Origin of the sequence: Bradyrhizobium canariense (genome assembly GCF_900105125.1) — a bacterium.
GTDB lineage: Bacteria > Pseudomonadota > Alphaproteobacteria > Rhizobiales > Xanthobacteraceae > Bradyrhizobium > Bradyrhizobium canariense_A.
Genome location: NZ_LT629750.1, coordinates 4,423,589 through 4,440,109, shown reverse-complemented (window position 1 = coordinate 4,440,109; position 16,521 = coordinate 4,423,589). Strand labels below are relative to the sequence as shown.

Here is a 16,521-nt window from a genome sequence, read left to right as displayed (position 1 = left end):
TGTGGCGGAGGCTCGGTCGGCGTTCTGCTATTGCCGCGTCTTGGAAAAACGCGAGGACATGCCTAGCGATAAAATCACCCCCGCAAAGTCACCCGGTCCTCGCGCGCACAAGCGGTGACGAAGTCGATCACCGCGCGCACCACGGGGAGATCGACGAGGTCCGGATGGGCCAGGAGCCAGAGGTCCGCCACGTTGACGAGCTTTTGCGGCGCGACGCGCACCAGATCGGGATCGGCGGCGGCGACGAAGCAGGACAGCGCTGAAATCCCGAGGCCGGCCCGCGCGGCGGCCAGCATGTCGCCCTGCGACGAACAGCGCAGCACCACCGATCCCTGCCGCGTGATGAAATCGCTCCAGCGTGCCAGCCTCTCGTTCGAAGCCCGGTCGGCAAAGCCGATGACGCTGTGGCCCTTCCACTCGTCGCGCCGTTCGGGGAGCGGCCGCCTCGCCGCATAGCTGCGCGAGGCATAGAAGCCGGTGCCGAGGCGGCCGATCCTGCGGCCGATCAGGTTCTCCTCACCGCTGTCGACCGGGCGCAGCACGACGTCGGCCTCACGGCGGCGCACGCTGGCCGGAAACGGATGGGTTATGATTTCGATCTGGATATGGTCGTGCGCGCGCAGGAACGGTCCGAGCCGCGGCATCAGCCAGTGCGAGGCCAGCGTCGACCCGATCGACAGTTTGACGACGCCGCGGGCCTGCGCGCCGGTCGCCGACACCGCGGCCTCGGCGCGCAACGCGGCGGCCGCCATCGCCTCGACATGCTCGCGAAACTTGCGCCCCTGCGAGGTCAGCGACAGCCCGTCGTTGGAGCGCGCGAACAAGGGGATGCCGAGCTGGTTTTCCAGCTCAGTGACCTTGCGGCCGACCGTCGGATGGCTGGAGCGGAGCTGGCGCGCCGCTGCGGCAAAGCTGCGGGTTTCCGCTACCGCGACGAAGGTCCTGCAGAGGTCCCAGTCCATCGCCTTCTCCCCCGGGTGGTGTTCATAACCGGATAGTCTTCCGTTCAATATTGGACACCCAGGCCGTGCCGTCCAGCGTTATAATGCGCTGCGTCAATCAACATGACCGACGCGTTCCGGATCGTCGCGGGCCGCGCTCCCAGGAGAGACTGCATGCCATTGCCCGCCTCGCTTGTGAATACGCTCGAACTGCCGGTGGTCGGATCGCCGTTGTTCATCGTCTCCGGGCCCGAGCTCGTGATCGCCCAGTGCAAGGCCGGCATCGTCGGCTCGTTCCCGGCGCTGAACGCGCGCCCGGTCGAGAAGCTCGGCGAATGGCTGAACCGGATCGAGAACGAACTCGGCGAATACCAGGCGCTGCACCCGGAGAAGAAGGTCGCGCCCTATGCAGTCAACCAGATCTGCCACGCCTCCAACGACCGGCTGATGAAGGACATGGAGATCTGCGTGAAGCACCAGGTTCCGATCATCATCACCTCGCTGCGCCCGCCGCAGGAAATCGTCGAGGCCGCGCATTCATATGGTGGCGCGGTGTTCCACGACGTCATCAGCGTCAAGCACGCGCGCAAGGCCGCCGAACAGGGCGTCGACGGACTCATTCTGGTTTGCGCCGGAGCCGGCGGCCACGCCGGCACGCTGTCGCCGTTCGCGCTGGTGCGTGAGGTCAAGCAATGGTTCAAGGGCACCATCCTGCTGTCGGGCGCGATCTCCGACGGCTGGAGCGTGGCCTCGGCACTCGCGCTCGGCGCCGACCTCGCCTATGTCGGAACCCGCTTCATCGCGACCGCGGAAGCTAACGCCGATCAGGCCTACAAGACCGCGCTGATCGAACACGCCGCACACGACATCGTCTATTCCAACCTGTTCACCGGCGTGCACGGCAATTATCTCGGGCCTTCGATCGTGGCCGCGGGCCTCGATCCCGACAACCTGCCGGTCGCTGACAAGTCGAAGATGAACTTCGGCTCCGGCGGCAACATGAAGGTCAAGGCGTGGCGTGACATCTGGGGCTCGGGTCAGGGCATCGGCCAGATCGCGGACGCGCCGCCGGTTTCCGAACTGGTCGAGCGCCTGAAGGCCGAATTTACCGACGCCAGCGGCGAATTTCTGAAGCGGGCGCGCGCTTAAAATCCGAGTGACTGCTTTAGACAAAAATCTGACAAAGGGACGGCAACGATGAAAATCTCACGGCATATAGTGACGGTCGCATTCGCCTTGCTGGCGGGTGCCGCAGCACACGCCGAGGACAAGGGCGAAATCCGCATCGGCCAGACGCTGCCCTATAGCGGTCCGGTGTCGGGCTTCGGCATCATCGGGCGGGCGCAGGAAGCCTATTTCGAGAAGGTCAACGCCGAAGGCGGCATCAACGGCCGCAAGATCAAGTTCATCAGCCTCGATGACGCCTACTCGCCGCCCAAGACGGTCGAGCAGACTCGCAAACTGGTCGAACAGGATGAAGTGCTGATGATGTTCGGTTCGCTGGGGACCGCGACCAATAGCGCCGTGCATCGCTATCTCAACAGCAAGAAGGTGCCGCAACTGTTCGTCCTGAGCGGCGCTACCAAATGGGCCGACCCGAAGCACTTTCCGTGGACCATGCCGGGCATGGCGGCCTACCAGTCCGAGGGCGTGGTCTATGCCAAGCATATCCTGCAGACCAAGCCCGACGCCAAAATCGCAATTCTCTCGCAGAACGACGATTTTGGCCGCGACTATGTCGCCGGCTTCAAGCGCGCGCTCGGCGACAAGGCAGCGACCATGATCGTGGCGGAAGCAAGCTACGAGACCAGCGCGCCGACCATCAATTCGCAGCTCGCCACGCTGAAGGCCTCCGGCGCCAACGTGGTGTTCGGCGTCGTGCTCGGAAAGTTCACCTCGCAGATGATCAAGGGCGCAGCCGAGATCAACTGGAAGCCCGACCTGTTCTTCGTGCCGACCTCGGCGTCGTCAATCTCGTTCCTGGAGCCCGCCGGCCTCGAAAACGCCGTCGGCCTGATCTCGTCGAGCAACCTGAAGGACCCGATGGACATGCAATGGGCTGACGATGCCGGCGTCAAGGCGTACTTCGTCTTCATGAAGCAGTATCTGCCGAACGCCGACCTCAACAATTCGAACTACGCCGCTGGCTACCACTATGCCAGCCTGCTGATGAAGGTGCTGACGGCGTGCAAGGACGACTTCAGCCGCGACAACATCATGAAACAGGCGGCGTCGCTGCACGAGGTGCCGCTGCCGCTGCTGCTGCCGGGCATGACGGTGTCGACCGATGCCGACGACTATCTGCCGTTCCAGCAACTGCGGCTGCGCCGCTTCGACGGCAAGAGCTGGGTCGGATTCGGCGATATTCTGGACGACCGCTGAGCCAAGGCCGGGGAGAGCAACGTGACATCGATCATCAGCGGCGACCGCGCGATCAGCTATCCCGAGATGCACGCCCGCATCGCGCGGGCAGCGGCCGGATTCAAGGTGCTCGGCCTTGGCGGCGGCACACCCGTCGCCATGATGCTGCGTAACGACCTTGCGTTGTTCGAGGTTTCCGGGGCTGCCGCCGCCCTCGGCAGCCCCGTGGTGCCGATCAACTGGCATCTGAAGGCGGAAGAGGTCGCCTACATCCTCGCCGACAGCGGCGCCGAGATCCTGGTCTGCCACGCAGACTTATTACCGCAGATCCGCGATGGCCTGCCCCAGCATCTAAAACTGTTCGTGGTGACGACCCCACCGGAGATCGCCGCCGCCTTTAACGTCCCGATGCCGCTGACGCGGGTCCCCGAAGGCATGACCGACTGGGACGACTGGCGCGACAGCCATGCCCCGTCGCAGGCGCCCGCGATCGGCAGCGCGCCGATGTTCTACACGTCAGGCACCACTGGTCTGCCCAAGGGCGTGCGCCGCAAGCCGATGCAGCCCGAACAGCAGGCGGCATCCGCGCGGGTCGGCACCATTGCCTACGGCATCAAGGCCGGCGACAGCCAGGTCATCCTGATGAACGGCCCAATGTACCATTCGGCGCCGAATTCCTATGGCATGCTGGCGTTCCGCAACGGCTGCACCATCGTGCTGGAGCCCCGCTTCGACCCCGAGGATATGCTGCACCTGATCGCGCGCCACCGCGTCACCCACATGCACATGGTGCCGACGATGTTTGTTCGCCTGCTGCGGCTACCGGATGAGGTGAAGCGCCGTTACGCTCTGTCGTCGCTGCGCTTCATCGTGCATGGGGCTGCGCCTTGCCCGCCGCAGGTCAAGCGCGCCATGATCGACTGGTGGGGCCCTGTCGTTCACGAATATTTCGGCTCGACCGAAACCGGCATTCCAGTGTGGCACTCCGCTGAAGAGGCATTGGCAAAACCCGGCACCGTCGGCCGCGCCATCGAAGGCGGTATCGTGAAAATCTTCCGTCCCGACGGCGAATTGTGCGACGTCAACGAACCCGGCGAAATCTTCATGCGCCAGGTCGCGATATCGGATTTCGACTATCACGGCAACGCCGAGGCGCGCGCCGAGGCCGGACGTGATGGCCTCATCAGCGTCGGCGACATCGGCTATCTCGATGCGGACGGCTATCTGTTCCTGTGCGACCGCAAGCGCGACATGGTGATCTCAGGCGGCGTCAACATCTATCCGGCGGAGATCGAGAACGCGCTGATCGGCATGGACGGCGTGCGCGACTGCGCGGTGTTCGGCATCCCCGACGACGAGTTCGGCGAGCGGCTGTTCGCCTGCATCGAGCCCGAAGCCAATGCGACGTTGACGTCTCGCGCGGTGCAGACCTTTCTGCGCGGCCGGCTCGCCAACTTCAAGGTGCCGAAGGACATTCAGTTTCTCGACGCACTGCCGCGCGAGGCCAGCGGCAAGATCTTCAAACGCAAGCTGCGCGATCTCCATGCCGAAGGCGGCCTGCGCGCGGCGACGTAAATGAGGCTTCGCACATTTAACAGCGGTTGAAACGAACAACGCCTTAAACAGCATCCGCCGTTGCAAAGCGGTCATCGAACCGGACAAAGGTCGCGGGCCACGTGATGAGCAGGGATCCAGCCAATGCAGTCCACCAACTTCGTCGTCGCCCGCAACGACATGCTGAGGTGGCAAGCCGGCAATGGTTGCGCTTGCGACTCGGCCAGCTAGTCGAGACCGCTTTCCTGTGGAAGGGAACGGAAAAGCAAGAATCTGTAAAAAACGAGGTGGGCATGTGCGATCGATTGCACGTCCGAGGCGGAGGAATGCGGTGCGAAGGCGACGTTCAAAAAAGCAAGATTTTGAAATACCACGCGTGGGATTTGAATAGATGCAGCGCAGCATTTCGGTTAGGCGCACAGGAGATTGCTGGTCAACAGACACTGGTCGAGTTGAGCGTCGCATCTCGAGCGCTTCTTGGCGTCGACCGAAGGTGAACACGTGGGGTTATCCCATTGTCGAGGAGGTAGATCATGAAGACGTTTCTTAGCATTGGCACTGGTCCGGGTATGGGTCTGGCAACAGCCGAGCGGTTTGCCGGCGAAGGATTCCGGGTCATCTTGAGCGCTCGGAACGAGACCAAGACAAAAGAGCTTGCGGGGCAGCTCGAGGCGAAGGGCCATAAGGTCGGCGTACGGACGGTCGATGCGGCTGAACCGTCGAGCGTCGCAGCGCTCGTATCGCAGGTTGAAAGCGAGTTCGCCGGAATAGATGTTCTGCACTTCAATGCAGCCTCGCTGCGAAAGGCCACGTTGGCAGATCAGCCGCGCGATACGTTCAACTATGATCTCGCCGTTAATATTGGTGGCGCAATGGTCGCTGCGCAGGCTGCGGCGCCCCGCATGATTGCACGCGGCTCAGGCTCCATCCTGCTCACGGGCGGCGGTTTCGGCGTTCAGCCGCACCCGGATTTTCTCTCTCTGAGCATCGGTAAGGCAGGTATTCGCGCGCTGGCGCAAGGCATCTTCGAGCCGTTCCGGGAAAAAGGCGTCCACGTCGCGACCGTTACCGTCGCAGGCCTCGTCAGGAACAGCAAAGACGCCAATGCCGTCGCCGAACAGTTCTGGCAACTGCACAGCCAGCCTGCCGGTTCGTGGCAGGTGGAGACCATATATACGCCCGCCGGCTGAGAATGACTTCTGCGATCCGTCTTAGCAACTACAGTTGCATTTGTATTTCGACCATCGCGATTCGGAGGTGATGGATGGAGGGGCATCGATCGAGACTGCGCTTGAGCTTTGGGCGTCGTCGACGAAGGTACGGATGCGTCCGCTGTTTACATAGGAGCGTGCTGCAGCTTCGGCAGGATTGTTCTTGGATGGGCTGCTCGGAACTGAACGGGGATATTGATGACACGACGACTGGCACAGGCGCCTCGGTCAGGACCACAACAGCGGGAGATCGGAGATCGGCTGCACGCGGCTTCGCCTGTTCTATACGGGCGCGACGACGATATAACCCTGATCAACGAGCTGATTGACCGCGTCCGCGACGCCGGCTCCGCACTGGTCGTCAGCGGCGAACCCGGCATCGGAAAATCGACCTTGCTCGACGCTGCGCAGGATCATTCCCGAGCGCGCGGAATGCGCGTACTTCGGCTCTCCGGCGTGACATCCGAGGCGCACCTGCCGTTCGGCGCGCTCCACCAGGCTGTAGGACCGATGCTCAAGCAGGTCGCTTCCCTGCCGGCACGCCAGCGCTCGGCGCTGCTGGCTGCCTTCGGCCTGAGCGACGGCAGGACGGCGCCGGATATCTTTCTTGTCGGTTTGGCGACACTCAATCTTCTGACCGCGAGCGCGGCGCGCAGACCCATCCTGCTGATCGCCGACGATGTCCAATGGCTCGACCAGCCCAGCCATGATGTGCTCGCATTTATCTCGCGGCGGCTGAGTTCAGATCCGATCGTCCTTTTGATGGCAATCCGGGAAGGCTCGGACCAATCCTTTCTTCATTCGGGCATCCTGCGACATCGGCTATCAAGGCTCAGCGCGGCAGCGGCAGAACGCCTGCTCAACGTCCAAGCGCCGGGACTCTCGCCTAATCTGCGCCATCGTTTCCTCGACGAGGCGGCAGGCAATCCTCTGGCCCTGGTCGAGTTGCCGCGCGGCGAGAGCCGGACGGAATCCGGCGAGGCGCAATGGCTGCCGCTGACCGATCGCCTGGAGCGCGCCTTCTTTAGCCGGGTCTCCGGCCTTCCCGCGGCAACTCGCACGCTGCTCCTCGTCGTCACCGAGAATGACAGCAAATCCCTTCGCGAGGCGTTGGACGCGGGCGAAGTGCTGCTTGGCGAAAGAGTGGGACTTGACGCACTGACGCCAGCGGTGTCGGCGATGCTGATCGAGGTCGACGGAGGAGAGGTGCGGTTTCGGCATCCTCTCGTCCGATCGGCGCTACATCAAGCGGCCAGCCCGATGATGCGCCACGATGTCCATGCGGCATTGGCCCGCGTTATCAAGGATCAATCAGATCGCGCAGTCTGGCATCGGATGGCCTCGACCATCGGACCGGATGACGCTTTAGCCGCGGAACTCGACGAAGCCGCCTCGCGATCGCAGCGGCGTGGTGCGCTGGTGACGGCGATTTTTGCGGAGGAGAACGCGGCGCGGCTGAGCCGTACGGCCCTGGCGAGGAGCGAACGGCTACTGCGCGCGGCGGGGTTCGCCGCCGACATGGGCCAACCGGAGACGGTGGAGCGCCTGTTGCGTGAGGCGACGCCAAATGAGTCGCATCCGCATTTGCGGGCGCGTTTTGCCTGGATACGCGAAATCAGCGAGCCTCTGACAGTCATCGATCTTGCCCGCATATCCCCGCTCGTCGGCTTCGCTGCCGATGCGCGAACCGGTGGCGACGACGATCTGGCATTGGAGCTGCTGTGGCGTGCGGCTCAGCGCTGCTGGTGGGGCCACGCAAGCGACGCGGTGCGCGCGAGCGTCCACGCCGCTGCCCGTCAAATGCGAGTGCCCGCGACCGATGCGCGTCTGATCGCCATCGCCGCCTATGTCGAACCGCTCAAGAACGGGGGTGAGATTCATCGGCAGCTTGCCGCGCAAGCTGCGCCAGGTGTCGCGGATCCGGGCATCGCATGGACTCTGGGCCTAGCGGCCAACACCATCGGTGCATTCGACTTCGGCCTCAGTTGGCTGACTGCGGTCAGTACGGCATTTCGCGAGCAGGGACGACTCGGCGAACTGGCGCGTGTGCTGTTCGCGCGGGGATGGGCGGAAATGGAGACTGGCGACTGGATGGGCGCCATGCGATCGGCGGGAGAGTCGCTTCGGTTAGCCGAAGAAGTGGGAGCGACGGTGTGGATCGCCGCGGCCACTGTCGTGCAGGCGAAGCTGGCCGCCATGCGGGGAAATCTCGACGCCTGCGAGGCCCATGCGCTCCAGGTGGAGCGGTTGGTCCTTTCGCCAAACACCAACTTTCTGTTGGCGCTGCTGCAGAACGCGCGGGGCATTGCTGCGCTCGGCGCGGGCCGATCTTTGGAGGCGTACGAGCATTTGCAGCGACTCCAGGCGCCTGCCGATCCCGCATTCAACACGAATATTCAATTCTTCAGTCTCGCGGACTACGTCGAGGCTGCGGTATCCTGCGGTCAGGAAGCCGTCGCGGCCGCGGCTATCGACGATGTCGAGCGGCGGTCGGCGCCCATGGCCGTGCCGTGGGTCCAGATTATGCTGTCCTACAGCAAGGCTTTGCTTGCTCCGCCAGCCCGCGCGGAGACGTTCTTTCAGGACGGCCTTGGCACTATCTCGCAGAACTGGCCGTTCCTGCGCGGGCGATTGCTCCTGGCCTATGGCGAATGGTTGCGGCGTCAGCGCCGCGTCATGGACGCGCGCGCGCCGCTGCGGACAGCGCGCGACATCCTTGATGCGCTGGGCGCGGTGCCCTGGGGCAATCGGGCAAGACGGGAATTGCGCGCTGCCGGCGAGGCCAGCCGTCCTCGAGCAGGACGTGTGCTTGATGCACTGACGCCGCAGGAGCTTCAGATCGCGGAACTCGCGGCCGACGGATTCTCAAACAAGGAGATCGGGGCGCGGCTCTATCTGTCCCACCGGACGGTCGGCTATCACCTCTACCGGATCTTTCCGAAGCTCGGCATCACCGCACGCTCGGGTTTGCGGACGGCGCTGAACCGCCCACAACCCATCGCCTGATCGGCCGGCCAGTCATCTGGCCAGTCGTTCGACAGAAGCCGCGCATCCCGGCTCTTGCCACCCTTGGCCGATCGACGAAGCAGCCAGGTGGCAGCCATGACGGACAGCAGCGTTCTCGAATTCTTTGGCAATGAACCGCAGGAGCTCGAGCCCGGGCCGGGTGCCCACGACAGGGCGGACAGTCCCAGACTGCTGATCTCGCTCGAAAGACCCAGGCCACATCGTCCTGTCATCTACAAGGAGCGGAAGTGGCGGCTGCCGGACAAGCCGGACGGCATGGACCAGCGCGTCCCGCGGCTGGTGGTCTCGCGCTGGCAGGGGGCGGACCGCGACCAGCATTCGTTCGAAATCGCCGGCGATTATCACATCCTCGCCGTCATTCTACAGCCCACCAGGCTGTCGCTGCGAGTGGGACCGAGATCGTTTCAGCACCAGGACGTCGTTCCTGGCGTCATCCAGATTACGCCGCCGGGGCTGCCGGCAGATGTCGTCTATGCGCGGCCCTATGACATTCTGCACTTTCACATTCCGAATGCGCTTCTCATGGAGTGCTTCGACTGGTCGCATGGCAAGTGGCCGACCGATGGGGTGGCTCTGCGAGATCCCCTGCCTGCCCGGGATGCGCTGCTGGAGAAACTCGGCACCACCCTGTTGTCGATCGACGGTGCAGATGGTTGCCTTTTTGCCGATTTCCTCGGCCTGGCGATCGTGACGCACCTACTCCGGCTCTATAGCGAGGTCTCGCCGCCATCCGCTCGAAAGATCACCGCGCTTCCCAGATGGCGACTGAAGCGCGTCAACGAATTCATCGAGGCCCATCTCGACTCTCCGGTGGCGCTTGCCGATGTCGCCGGTGCCGCAGGCTTGAGCTGCATGCATTTCGCGGCGCAGTTTCGCGCAGCCACGGGCGTTCGCCCGCATGAATATCTGGTCCGCCGCCGCATCGCCAAAGCGCAGGCCATGCTCGCGACGACCGACATGCCCATTGCCGAACTGGCTTTGGCGGTGGGATTCGGTTCCCAGGCGCACTTCACGGTGGCCTTCAAACGTTTTTCGGGCCTGACCCCGCTGCGATGGCGCCAGAGCCATTGCTTGCGATGATCGCATGCCAGTTTGCCTCTCAAGTTTCTCCTGTCAACTTTGAGGAACCATGAACGCGATGATCCCATTTGAAACCAAGGCCGACTCCACTCCGCTTTCCCAGATCCTCGGTCGCCAGCGCGCCGCCATTCTGCGCGAAGGCACGCCCTCGCTCCCCCACCGCCGTGCGACGCTCAGGAACTGCGCGAGACGGTCGTCGCGCATCGCGCCGAGATCGAGGAGGCACTGAACGCGGATTTCGGGCACCGCTCGCGCCGCGAGACCGCAATCATGGAGATCATGGCGCTCAATCGCCTCGGTCAAATACTCTGCAGGCGCTGGCCGCCGCGGCGGCACTGCGAGACCGGATGCCCGACCGGCTCATCGTTGCCGGCCACAGCGTCGGCGAAGTCGCGGCTTGGGGGGGTCGCAGGTTTGCTGGACATGAGGGACGCGCTGGACCAGCGCAAAGCGGACGTTGTGGATGTCTCGCTACCTCCCGCTAACTCGACCTAGCCCGAACAACTTCCTCTCGATGGGCCGGACCGACCTGCATTTCGAGCGCCAATTCAAGCGCGTTTAGAAATTTTCTCCCAATTGCTTACTCGCGCGAATGAACCAGAACTCAAGCCTCAGGCTGTGCGGCTGCATATCGCGTTGTAAAACAAAGAAAAAGCTGGCGCACCCGACACGATTCGAACGTGGAACCTTTGCCTTCGGAGGGCAACGCTTAGTCGATCAGCCTCGCTTCTAAGCGTATCGCATGGGATACGATAGCGCCGGCGCGAATACTTCGACGTCGCTAATACAGTCCGAAAAATTCTCTCTCCGCCGCTGCTGTCCGGAAGTTTTCGAATGCCCGCTGCTGCGCGCTATCGTAAGGACGGCAAGCGCTTGAATCGCAAGCGGCACCTGATGAGGTCGTCTCATTTTCATCTTTTTGGCGGGTGTACGCCGCTCGGCGGCAGCCAAGTCGAACTCGGTCCATTCGGCGTGCCGAAGCTCCCCAGGTCGAACAAAAACCAGTGGCGCCAGTTTCAGCGCCAGCCTCGTTACGGCATGTCCCTCAAAGCCATCGATTGCACGCAGCAGGCGCCGACAGCTTTGGGTTCGACAATTGTCGCCCGGTGAGTAACGGTGGGCGTGATGAGCGCGCCACGCAGGTCCGCGGTTGGATCACGTTCTGCGCGACTCGTTGCTATGGCAAAGCCGAATACAGCGCCAATAGTGCTCCGAGCGCGCGTTGCGGTTGGCTGAGGGATCGATGCCTTCGGCAAGCAATCTTTTTGCGTTGTCTCGCTTGATGCGCGCGTCCGCGAGTGATGTCACCGGATACTGACCAAGGGCGAGCAGCTTCTGCTTGGCATCGAAGCGATAGCTAAAGCGCCAGAGCTTTGATCCGGTCGTGGTGACCAGCATGAAAAGTCCACCACCGTCGGATTGCTTGTAGTCTTTTTCGCTAGCGAATGAGGGCGGACGGTAGGATGGTGCCCTGGCCGGCGTTGAATTGGACGGCCACCTTATTGCTTTCATTTCGTTTTTTCTCGTTACAAAATGTCGATACCCACATGGATACCAACATTCCAAGAATCTACACCGAAACAAGGCAATCTGCGCGGAATTGCCAAGCGCTTCGAGGCGGTTCGCGATTAGGAACGTTGCGTTTACGTCAGGCCATCTCGGGACCCTACTCGACTACTGTATGCCGCGATCCATGCCTCGTGTTCGGCTTTAAGGTTCTCGACGAGTGTATTCACCGTCGCGTCATTGAGCCGGCTGTCGAAGGGGTGACGACTGGCCCGGTGGAAGGGTGATTTTAGGCCAGAAACGTCGCGGCTGGTTCACGACACTTAGCGTCATGTGGGATCGATTCTTGCGCGGCTTCAGAAAACCAGCGCATTGTTGGCGAACCATCTCAATGCCATTTCCAAGCCTCGATTGCCCGTGAGCTTGATATAACTCTGAGCGGCGGGATTCTTGGCGAGTACCGCAATGCTAAGACAGGCGGCTCTTGAATAGGGCAAGCCTCGCGTTATGTGCCCGCCCTGCAGTAGATCGGTGGCGTCAAACAATAAATCGAATAGTCTTTGTCCACCTGACATGGCGCTCACGCGCCACAGGTATCGAGGAAGATCGTCCTCCAAAATTGCCTTCCGAAAACCGGATATGATCGTGGTGTCTCGGTAGACATCACTCTTGAAATCGGAGTTTTCGGTCAGCACGATGTCCCATTCGATTTGATCGGCCAGGGATAGGACATTGGCGTTTCGCGCGGTCTCTAGCCAGCGATCCAGCGCGGCAATCGTGGAAATGACGGACGTAATTGGAACGCGAATCTTGTGATAAAGCGGAACCAATAGGATTTCGGGCTCGAAGAAAACATTCCCTCTGTTTTTATTGCGATCAATCCAAGATGTCAGGAGTGGATACGGCTTCGTTCTGTCAATTTGGAGACGGGAGAAAGGCCCAACTTGATCGTCGTGAGCATAGATGCGGGTCGTCGAAGGCGCAGAAAATAAGGTTGCGTCATAGGACACTGGGGGTCCTTTCGGTACGCCAAATCCAGCGAGGGCAATTGCATGATGGCCCAATCGGCGCTCGGGAGTGCCTAGTATGCACTCAAAAATTGCTCCCATGAGTAGACACGGAATCTTCGCGCGTAGATATGCGCTGGCGCTTATCAAGAGCAGCCCAAGATTTTTCGCATTGATGTAGAGCGGCTCTAGGCCAACACTGCGAATTGCGTCGGCCATTTGTTCCGCCGTTAGTCCGTCGCCGGCCGGAAGGGTTCGATTTACCAGCCGCTGAGATGAGGCAGCAGCCTTGGTAATTTCAGCCGGTGACGGAATATGATGCTGGAAAAGATGACCGGTGGCGTTGAACACTGACCACAGCGCACTCGTTGCACAGGCCGCTACGTCCGTATCTTGCTCTTGGAATGGGAGGGATTGAACAGTGAGTTCAATCCCAAAAATGTGGACCGTGTAGGGGCGAGTCGTGGGAAAGGCTCGATTCCGACCAACATTGCCGTAGGTAACGAGACACGTTCGACCAATAACGGTTGATGGCAGCGGTTTAACAACGACGAAGCCCAGGTAAGAAGTCTTCAGCGTGTCGACGGCAGCCGCATCACCTTCGATAGCTTTGGAAATAAGAGTTGTATCGAAGCCGCTGCTGAAAAAGTGTAGACGCGCGCATCGTCTTCCATACTCCGCGTGACATCGCGCATAATATGCTGCGTAATCCTCAAGATAGTCGCGATCGGTGTACGGATGCTCGGTTAGAATGGTCTTGGCGCCGACCGACGAAAAATATTCGTCGAAGTATGAAAGATGGGATTTGGCCTCGCTATAGCCATCTCCTTGATGGCTATGGCGATTCAGTCGCGCGCCCAGATTCGAGACGGAATAATCTTCCACCTCGTATGTCGTCATAGTGTCGCCTCCCGCGAAAATTCGCAGCAAGCAATCGCAATTATAGAGTTACGGTCTGCCGCAGCTGCTCGATTTCAACCTGAGCGTCAGTAGTAACCTTTTCTGCCGCGATTCGCGCCGCATCTTTTGTTGCCAGTAGTTGGGCCGTACCCTCCGTCGAGGATACCCATGCTTCAACCCGCTGCTCCAACTCGTCGATCGTCACTGGGGAAACCGCATCACTATGACTCGTCGATCGGTTCGGCATGATTCCTCTCTCGTACGGCAAGCGCATTCACTTGGGCGAGAACGCGCCGGGCTAAGAGGGTTTCCATGGCAATGTTTGCGAAGAAGGCGAGGCGAATCACAGTACCCTTAGGAACCTGCACGGGTCAACGCGCGGCGCTGGAGGGTCTACTCGCTTTCGGATTTTCGCATCGAGTCGATAATAGCTTGAATATGTTGCTGATTTTCCGGGGATAGCGACTGTAACGTACGATACAGCGTCGCCGTTTTGTTATCAGATTTTTCTTCGGGAATTTCACCCACCAGCCAGGCGACGCTCACTTTGAAATGGTCTGCGAGCCGCCGAATGAGATCCAGAGACGGGTTCTTTGTGCGGCCAGTCTCGACCTCCCAAATGTGCGCGCGCGAGGCGCCCACCGCGTCGGCCACTCCCTGAAGCGACTCTTCCGATTCCTGTCTGAGTTTCAATAGCTTGCTTGCCAGGCTCACGCATTTCTCCCTTAGAGAACGTCGTCATATAGCGCTCGCCTTGTACAGTCAATCAGACAATTTAGTCTGAATCGGTTGACATGCGCTGCCTTGTCTGCTATTTCAGACGTATTCGTATTACAGTGGTAGACACCAATGGAGCTGATCATGAATGTTTCAGTCGCCGATCGTTCTGGCCCTGCCGAGATCTTCGAATTGGAGATCGAAGGGCGAGCTGTCGCTTGGGGGCATCCGACCATCACGACAGAAGAGATTGCGCGGTTGGGAGGTTGGGACCCAGCTCAAGGCGTCATCATGGTCGACCGAGAAAATACGGAGCGCACCCTGAACCCGGGTGAGCGGATCGAAATCAAGCCAGGTCTTGGTTTCGGCAAGCGAATCCGATGGAAGAGGGGCTGACGATGCGAGAGAGGATTGCGCAGGAACTCGCGTTGCTTCGCCGCCATTACGGCGAGGACGTCGAATATCGAGAACAGGGCGATTGGTTCCTTGTGCCTCGTTATCCGACGCCCGAACTGTGCCAGTGCCTCTCGACGTCAGTCACATTCAATCTTCGGCCGGGCTATCCCGGTGCGGAGCCTTACGGCTTTTTTGCTCCATCAGAACTCCGCTTCGGAGGCCAGCCATACCAAGCTGGCTCGCCGCCGGTCGCTCCGCCGTTTCCCGGTCAATGGACGTTCTTCTCGTGGGCGCCGGAGGGATGGTTTGCGACCAACGATCTATCGTCTGGTTCAAATCTTTGGGGTTGGGCTCGCAGTTTTATCGCCCGCCTTCGTGAGGGACCATGACCGCGATCAGCATCGATCCAAATATTTGGAGCATCGTTTCCAGACACCTGCTGCAGACGCGTTCGGAAAAGGAGCAGGCCGCATTCCTGTTCGGCCAGTACGAAGCTGACCTGAGCACCATTCAGGTAATTGATCATCAACTGATGACCGATCGAGACTTTGCCTCGCAAAGCGGCGACTACCTAGAGCTACAGGACACGACCCGTGCACATCTGATCAAACGTGCTCATATGCAGCGCGCATGTCTAATCGAAGTTCACTCGCATCCAGGCTCGCATCGTGCGGCTTTCTCGACCTTCGATTTTCTCGGTCTCCAGGAAACAGTGCCCCATATGCAATGGCGACTTCGCGGCCAGCCGTATGTGGCGATCGTGGTAGCTGGCAATACTTTCGACGCGTTAGTATGGACGGTCGCGGCGCGCCACCCGACTGCGCTTCACGCGATAAATGCTGGTGAGCGCGCCTTGTCCCCAACCAATCTTTCAGTCGAAAGATGGAAAGGAATCAAGAATGACTCGTTTTGATCGCAACATCCGACTATTTGGAGAGAAAGGTCAGAGAAAGTTACGCCAAACCAAAGTAGCTGTAGTTGGCGTTGGCGGGCTCGGCAGTCACGTCGTTCAGCAATTGGCGCTTCTGGGAGTAGGCGCCCTCTACCTAGTCGACGGGGAACAAATTTCGACATCAAACAAGAACAGATACGTTGGAGTTAGAGACAACGATCCTGTTCCGGGGACAAGTAAGGTCGACGTTGCTTGGCGGTTGGCGCAGAGTATCGATCCCTCTATCAAAGTCGTCACGGTCCCGAATAATCTGATAAGTCCAGGCGCATTCTCAGCGATTCGAGATGCCGACTATGTATTCGGATGTCTAGACAGTGACGGTCCCCGGTTTGTGCTCAACGATGTGAGCACCGCCTATGCTAAGCCGTATCTCGACTTGGCGTCAGACGTTTTGGAAGGTTCGTTCGGTGGAAGAGTCGTTTTCAAAACGGAGGCCCCGGGGTGTCTCTTTTGCTTCGGAGAGCTTGACCAAACGGAGATACAAGCGTTTCTAGAAAGCCCTACGGACCGACTGAACCGTGAAGCCGTTTACGGCATTCATCGAGCCCACCTGAATCAGGCAGGTCCGTCCGTGGTTTCGATCAACGGCGTGATTGCGTCGCTCGCAGTAACCGAGTTTATGATCGCTTGCACAGAATTGGGCGTACCCAAGCAGTTCATAAATTATCAAGGTGAAAGAGCCCGCTCCGCAGAGCGAATCGTCTCAGTCAGATCGGGCTGTCCCTACTGCGGCCAATGGAACTCCGGGGATCGTGCCGACACTGATAGATATCTGAGGGCGACGTTCGCTAAAGCATGAGCCATTTGGGTCTCGCGGACGCGCCGTTCCTTAGTGCTTCCTGAACGAACATCCATCCTTTAGTTCAGGC

18 protein-coding genes and 1 tRNA gene are annotated in these 16,521 nt (G+C 60.4%); 11 read left to right on the top strand and 8 right to left on the bottom strand.

All coding sequences use genetic code 11. From position 1 onward, the window contains the following. Window positions 1-74: 74 nt before the first annotated feature. On the bottom strand, window positions 75-962 hold the full coding sequence (locus tag BLV09_RS21155; protein ID WP_100384319.1) for a LysR family transcriptional regulator: 888 nt from the start codon (window positions 960-962) through the stop codon (window positions 75-77). A 153-nt stretch (window positions 963-1,115) separates the two neighbouring features. On the opposite strand from BLV09_RS21155, the gene BLV09_RS21150 reads away from it, so the two are divergent. From BLV09_RS21150 to BLV09_RS21125, 6 genes are all read left to right on the top strand, one after another. Beyond that, on the top strand, window positions 1,116-2,090 hold the full coding sequence (locus BLV09_RS21150; protein WP_146688752.1) for an NAD(P)H-dependent flavin oxidoreductase: 975 nt from the start codon (window positions 1,116-1,118) through the stop codon (window positions 2,088-2,090). Between the two features lie 48 nt (window positions 2,091-2,138). Continuing rightward, complete coding sequence (locus BLV09_RS21145) at window positions 2,139-3,323, top strand: ABC transporter substrate-binding protein (RefSeq protein ID WP_146688751.1); 1,185 nt, start codon at window positions 2,139-2,141, stop codon at window positions 3,321-3,323. Window positions 3,324-3,344: 21 nt separating this feature from the next. Continuing rightward, complete coding sequence (locus BLV09_RS21140) at window positions 3,345-4,877, top strand: acyl-CoA synthetase (protein ID WP_283806780.1); 1,533 nt, start codon at window positions 3,345-3,347, stop codon at window positions 4,875-4,877. Window positions 4,878-5,389: 512 nt separating this feature from the next. Next, window positions 5,390-6,046, top strand: a complete 657-nt coding sequence (locus BLV09_RS21135) for an SDR family NAD(P)-dependent oxidoreductase (protein ID WP_146688750.1) — start codon at window positions 5,390-5,392, stop codon at window positions 6,044-6,046. A gap of 219 nt (window positions 6,047-6,265) precedes the next feature. Beyond that, window positions 6,266-9,073, top strand: coding sequence for a helix-turn-helix transcriptional regulator (locus BLV09_RS21130; protein WP_146688749.1), 2,808 nt, complete (start codon window positions 6,266-6,268; stop codon window positions 9,071-9,073). Window positions 9,074-9,169: 96 nt separating this feature from the next. Then, complete coding sequence (locus BLV09_RS21125; RefSeq protein ID WP_146688748.1) at window positions 9,170-10,174, top strand: AraC family transcriptional regulator; 1,005 nt, start codon at window positions 9,170-9,172, stop codon at window positions 10,172-10,174. A gap of 33 nt (window positions 10,175-10,207) precedes the next feature. Here the strand turns inward: BLV09_RS21125 and BLV09_RS37415 are convergent, their stop codons facing one another. Then, window positions 10,208-10,477 carry a hypothetical protein gene (locus BLV09_RS37415; RefSeq protein WP_157810110.1) on the bottom strand — a complete coding sequence of 90 codons (270 nt, stop codon included), beginning with the start codon at window positions 10,475-10,477 and terminating at the stop codon, window positions 10,208-10,210. Window positions 10,478-10,830: 353 nt separating this feature from the next. Further along, a tRNA-Arg gene (locus BLV09_RS37410) sits at window positions 10,831-10,901 on the bottom strand. A 107-nt stretch (window positions 10,902-11,008) separates the two neighbouring features. On the opposite strand from BLV09_RS37410, the gene BLV09_RS38640 reads away from it, so the two are divergent. Then, the gene (locus BLV09_RS38640) at window positions 11,009-11,284 is read left to right on the top strand and encodes a hypothetical protein (RefSeq protein WP_349536563.1); all 276 of its coding nucleotides are present in this window, start codon (window positions 11,009-11,011) and stop codon (window positions 11,282-11,284) included. On the opposite strand, the gene BLV09_RS38865 is transcribed toward BLV09_RS38640, so the two are convergent. The 5 genes from BLV09_RS38865 to BLV09_RS21105 form a co-directional block, all read right to left on the bottom strand. Further along, complete coding sequence (locus tag BLV09_RS38865; RefSeq protein WP_433994350.1) at window positions 11,206-11,430, bottom strand: phage integrase central domain-containing protein; 225 nt, start codon at window positions 11,428-11,430, stop codon at window positions 11,206-11,208. The genes BLV09_RS38640 and BLV09_RS38865 overlap by 79 nt on opposite strands. Next, window positions 11,330-11,686 (bottom strand): Arm DNA-binding domain-containing protein, encoded by a 357-nt coding sequence (locus tag BLV09_RS38635; RefSeq protein WP_349536561.1) that lies wholly within the window; start codon window positions 11,684-11,686, stop codon window positions 11,330-11,332. Before BLV09_RS38635 ends, BLV09_RS38865 begins: the two co-directional genes overlap by 101 nt. A gap of 350 nt (window positions 11,687-12,036) precedes the next feature. Continuing rightward, complete coding sequence (locus BLV09_RS21110) at window positions 12,037-13,587, bottom strand: hypothetical protein (RefSeq protein WP_146688747.1); 1,551 nt, start codon at window positions 13,585-13,587, stop codon at window positions 12,037-12,039. Between the two features lie 40 nt (window positions 13,588-13,627). Further along, entirely contained in the window at window positions 13,628-13,834 is a 207-nt protein-coding gene (locus BLV09_RS37405) for a hypothetical protein (protein ID WP_167558831.1), read from the bottom strand. A 146-nt stretch (window positions 13,835-13,980) separates the two neighbouring features. Then, window positions 13,981-14,301, bottom strand: a complete 321-nt coding sequence (locus tag BLV09_RS21105; protein ID WP_146688746.1) for a helix-turn-helix domain-containing protein — start codon at window positions 14,299-14,301, stop codon at window positions 13,981-13,983. Window positions 14,302-14,436: 135 nt separating this feature from the next. Here BLV09_RS21105 and BLV09_RS21100 point away from each other — a divergent pair, with 135 nt between their 5' ends. Genes BLV09_RS21100 through BLV09_RS21085 form a run of 4 tightly spaced genes read left to right on the top strand, consistent with a single transcriptional unit; the run spans window position 14,437 to window position 16,451 of the window. Next, the gene (locus BLV09_RS21100) at window positions 14,437-14,700 is read left to right on the top strand and encodes a multiubiquitin domain-containing protein (protein WP_146688745.1); all 264 of its coding nucleotides are present in this window, start codon (window positions 14,437-14,439) and stop codon (window positions 14,698-14,700) included. Next, on the top strand, window positions 14,685-15,089 hold the full coding sequence (locus tag BLV09_RS21095) for a hypothetical protein (protein WP_146688744.1): 405 nt from the start codon (window positions 14,685-14,687) through the stop codon (window positions 15,087-15,089). Before BLV09_RS21100 ends, BLV09_RS21095 begins: the two co-directional genes overlap by 16 nt. Beyond that, on the top strand, window positions 15,086-15,613 hold the full coding sequence (locus BLV09_RS21090) for a Mov34/MPN/PAD-1 family protein (RefSeq protein ID WP_146688743.1): 528 nt from the start codon (window positions 15,086-15,088) through the stop codon (window positions 15,611-15,613). Before BLV09_RS21095 ends, BLV09_RS21090 begins: the two co-directional genes overlap by 4 nt. Beyond that, the gene (locus tag BLV09_RS21085) at window positions 15,600-16,451 is read left to right on the top strand and encodes a HesA/MoeB/ThiF family protein (RefSeq protein WP_167558830.1); all 852 of its coding nucleotides are present in this window, start codon (window positions 15,600-15,602) and stop codon (window positions 16,449-16,451) included. Before BLV09_RS21090 ends, BLV09_RS21085 begins: the two co-directional genes overlap by 14 nt. Window positions 16,452-16,521: the final 70 nt, after the last annotated feature.

Excerpts from the sequence above, each read along its gene's own strand:
- BLV09_RS21150 (WP_146688752.1), top strand. The coding sequence starts at position 1,116 with ATGCCATTGCCCGCCTCGCTTGTGAATACGCTCGAACTGCCGGTGGTC.
- BLV09_RS21130 (WP_146688749.1), top strand. The coding sequence starts at position 6,266 with ATGACACGACGACTGGCACAGGCGCCTCGGTCAGGACCACAACAGCGG.
- BLV09_RS21135 (WP_146688750.1), top strand. The coding sequence starts at position 5,390 with ATGAAGACGTTTCTTAGCATTGGCACTGGTCCGGGTATGGGTCTGGCA.
- BLV09_RS21090 (WP_146688743.1), top strand. The coding sequence starts at position 15,086 with ATGACCGCGATCAGCATCGATCCAAATATTTGGAGCATCGTTTCCAGA.
- BLV09_RS38640 (WP_349536563.1), top strand. The coding sequence starts at position 11,009 with ATGCCCGCTGCTGCGCGCTATCGTAAGGACGGCAAGCGCTTGAATCGC.
- BLV09_RS21145 (WP_146688751.1), top strand. The coding sequence starts at position 2,139 with ATGAAAATCTCACGGCATATAGTGACGGTCGCATTCGCCTTGCTGGCG.
- BLV09_RS21095 (WP_146688744.1), top strand. The coding sequence starts at position 14,685 with ATGGAAGAGGGGCTGACGATGCGAGAGAGGATTGCGCAGGAACTCGCG.
- BLV09_RS21110 (WP_146688747.1), bottom strand. The coding sequence starts at position 13,587 with ATGACGACATACGAGGTGGAAGATTATTCCGTCTCGAATCTGGGCGCG.
- BLV09_RS37405 (WP_167558831.1), bottom strand. The coding sequence starts at position 13,834 with ATGCCGAACCGATCGACGAGTCATAGTGATGCGGTTTCCCCAGTGACG.
- BLV09_RS21155 (WP_100384319.1), bottom strand. The coding sequence starts at position 962 with ATGGACTGGGACCTCTGCAGGACCTTCGTCGCGGTAGCGGAAACCCGC.
- BLV09_RS21125 (WP_146688748.1), top strand. The coding sequence starts at position 9,170 with ATGACGGACAGCAGCGTTCTCGAATTCTTTGGCAATGAACCGCAGGAG.
- BLV09_RS21085 (WP_167558830.1), top strand. The coding sequence starts at position 15,600 with ATGACTCGTTTTGATCGCAACATCCGACTATTTGGAGAGAAAGGTCAG.
- BLV09_RS38635 (WP_349536561.1), bottom strand. The coding sequence starts at position 11,686 with ATGAAAGCAATAAGGTGGCCGTCCAATTCAACGCCGGCCAGGGCACCA.
- BLV09_RS21100 (WP_146688745.1), top strand. The coding sequence starts at position 14,437 with ATGGAGCTGATCATGAATGTTTCAGTCGCCGATCGTTCTGGCCCTGCC.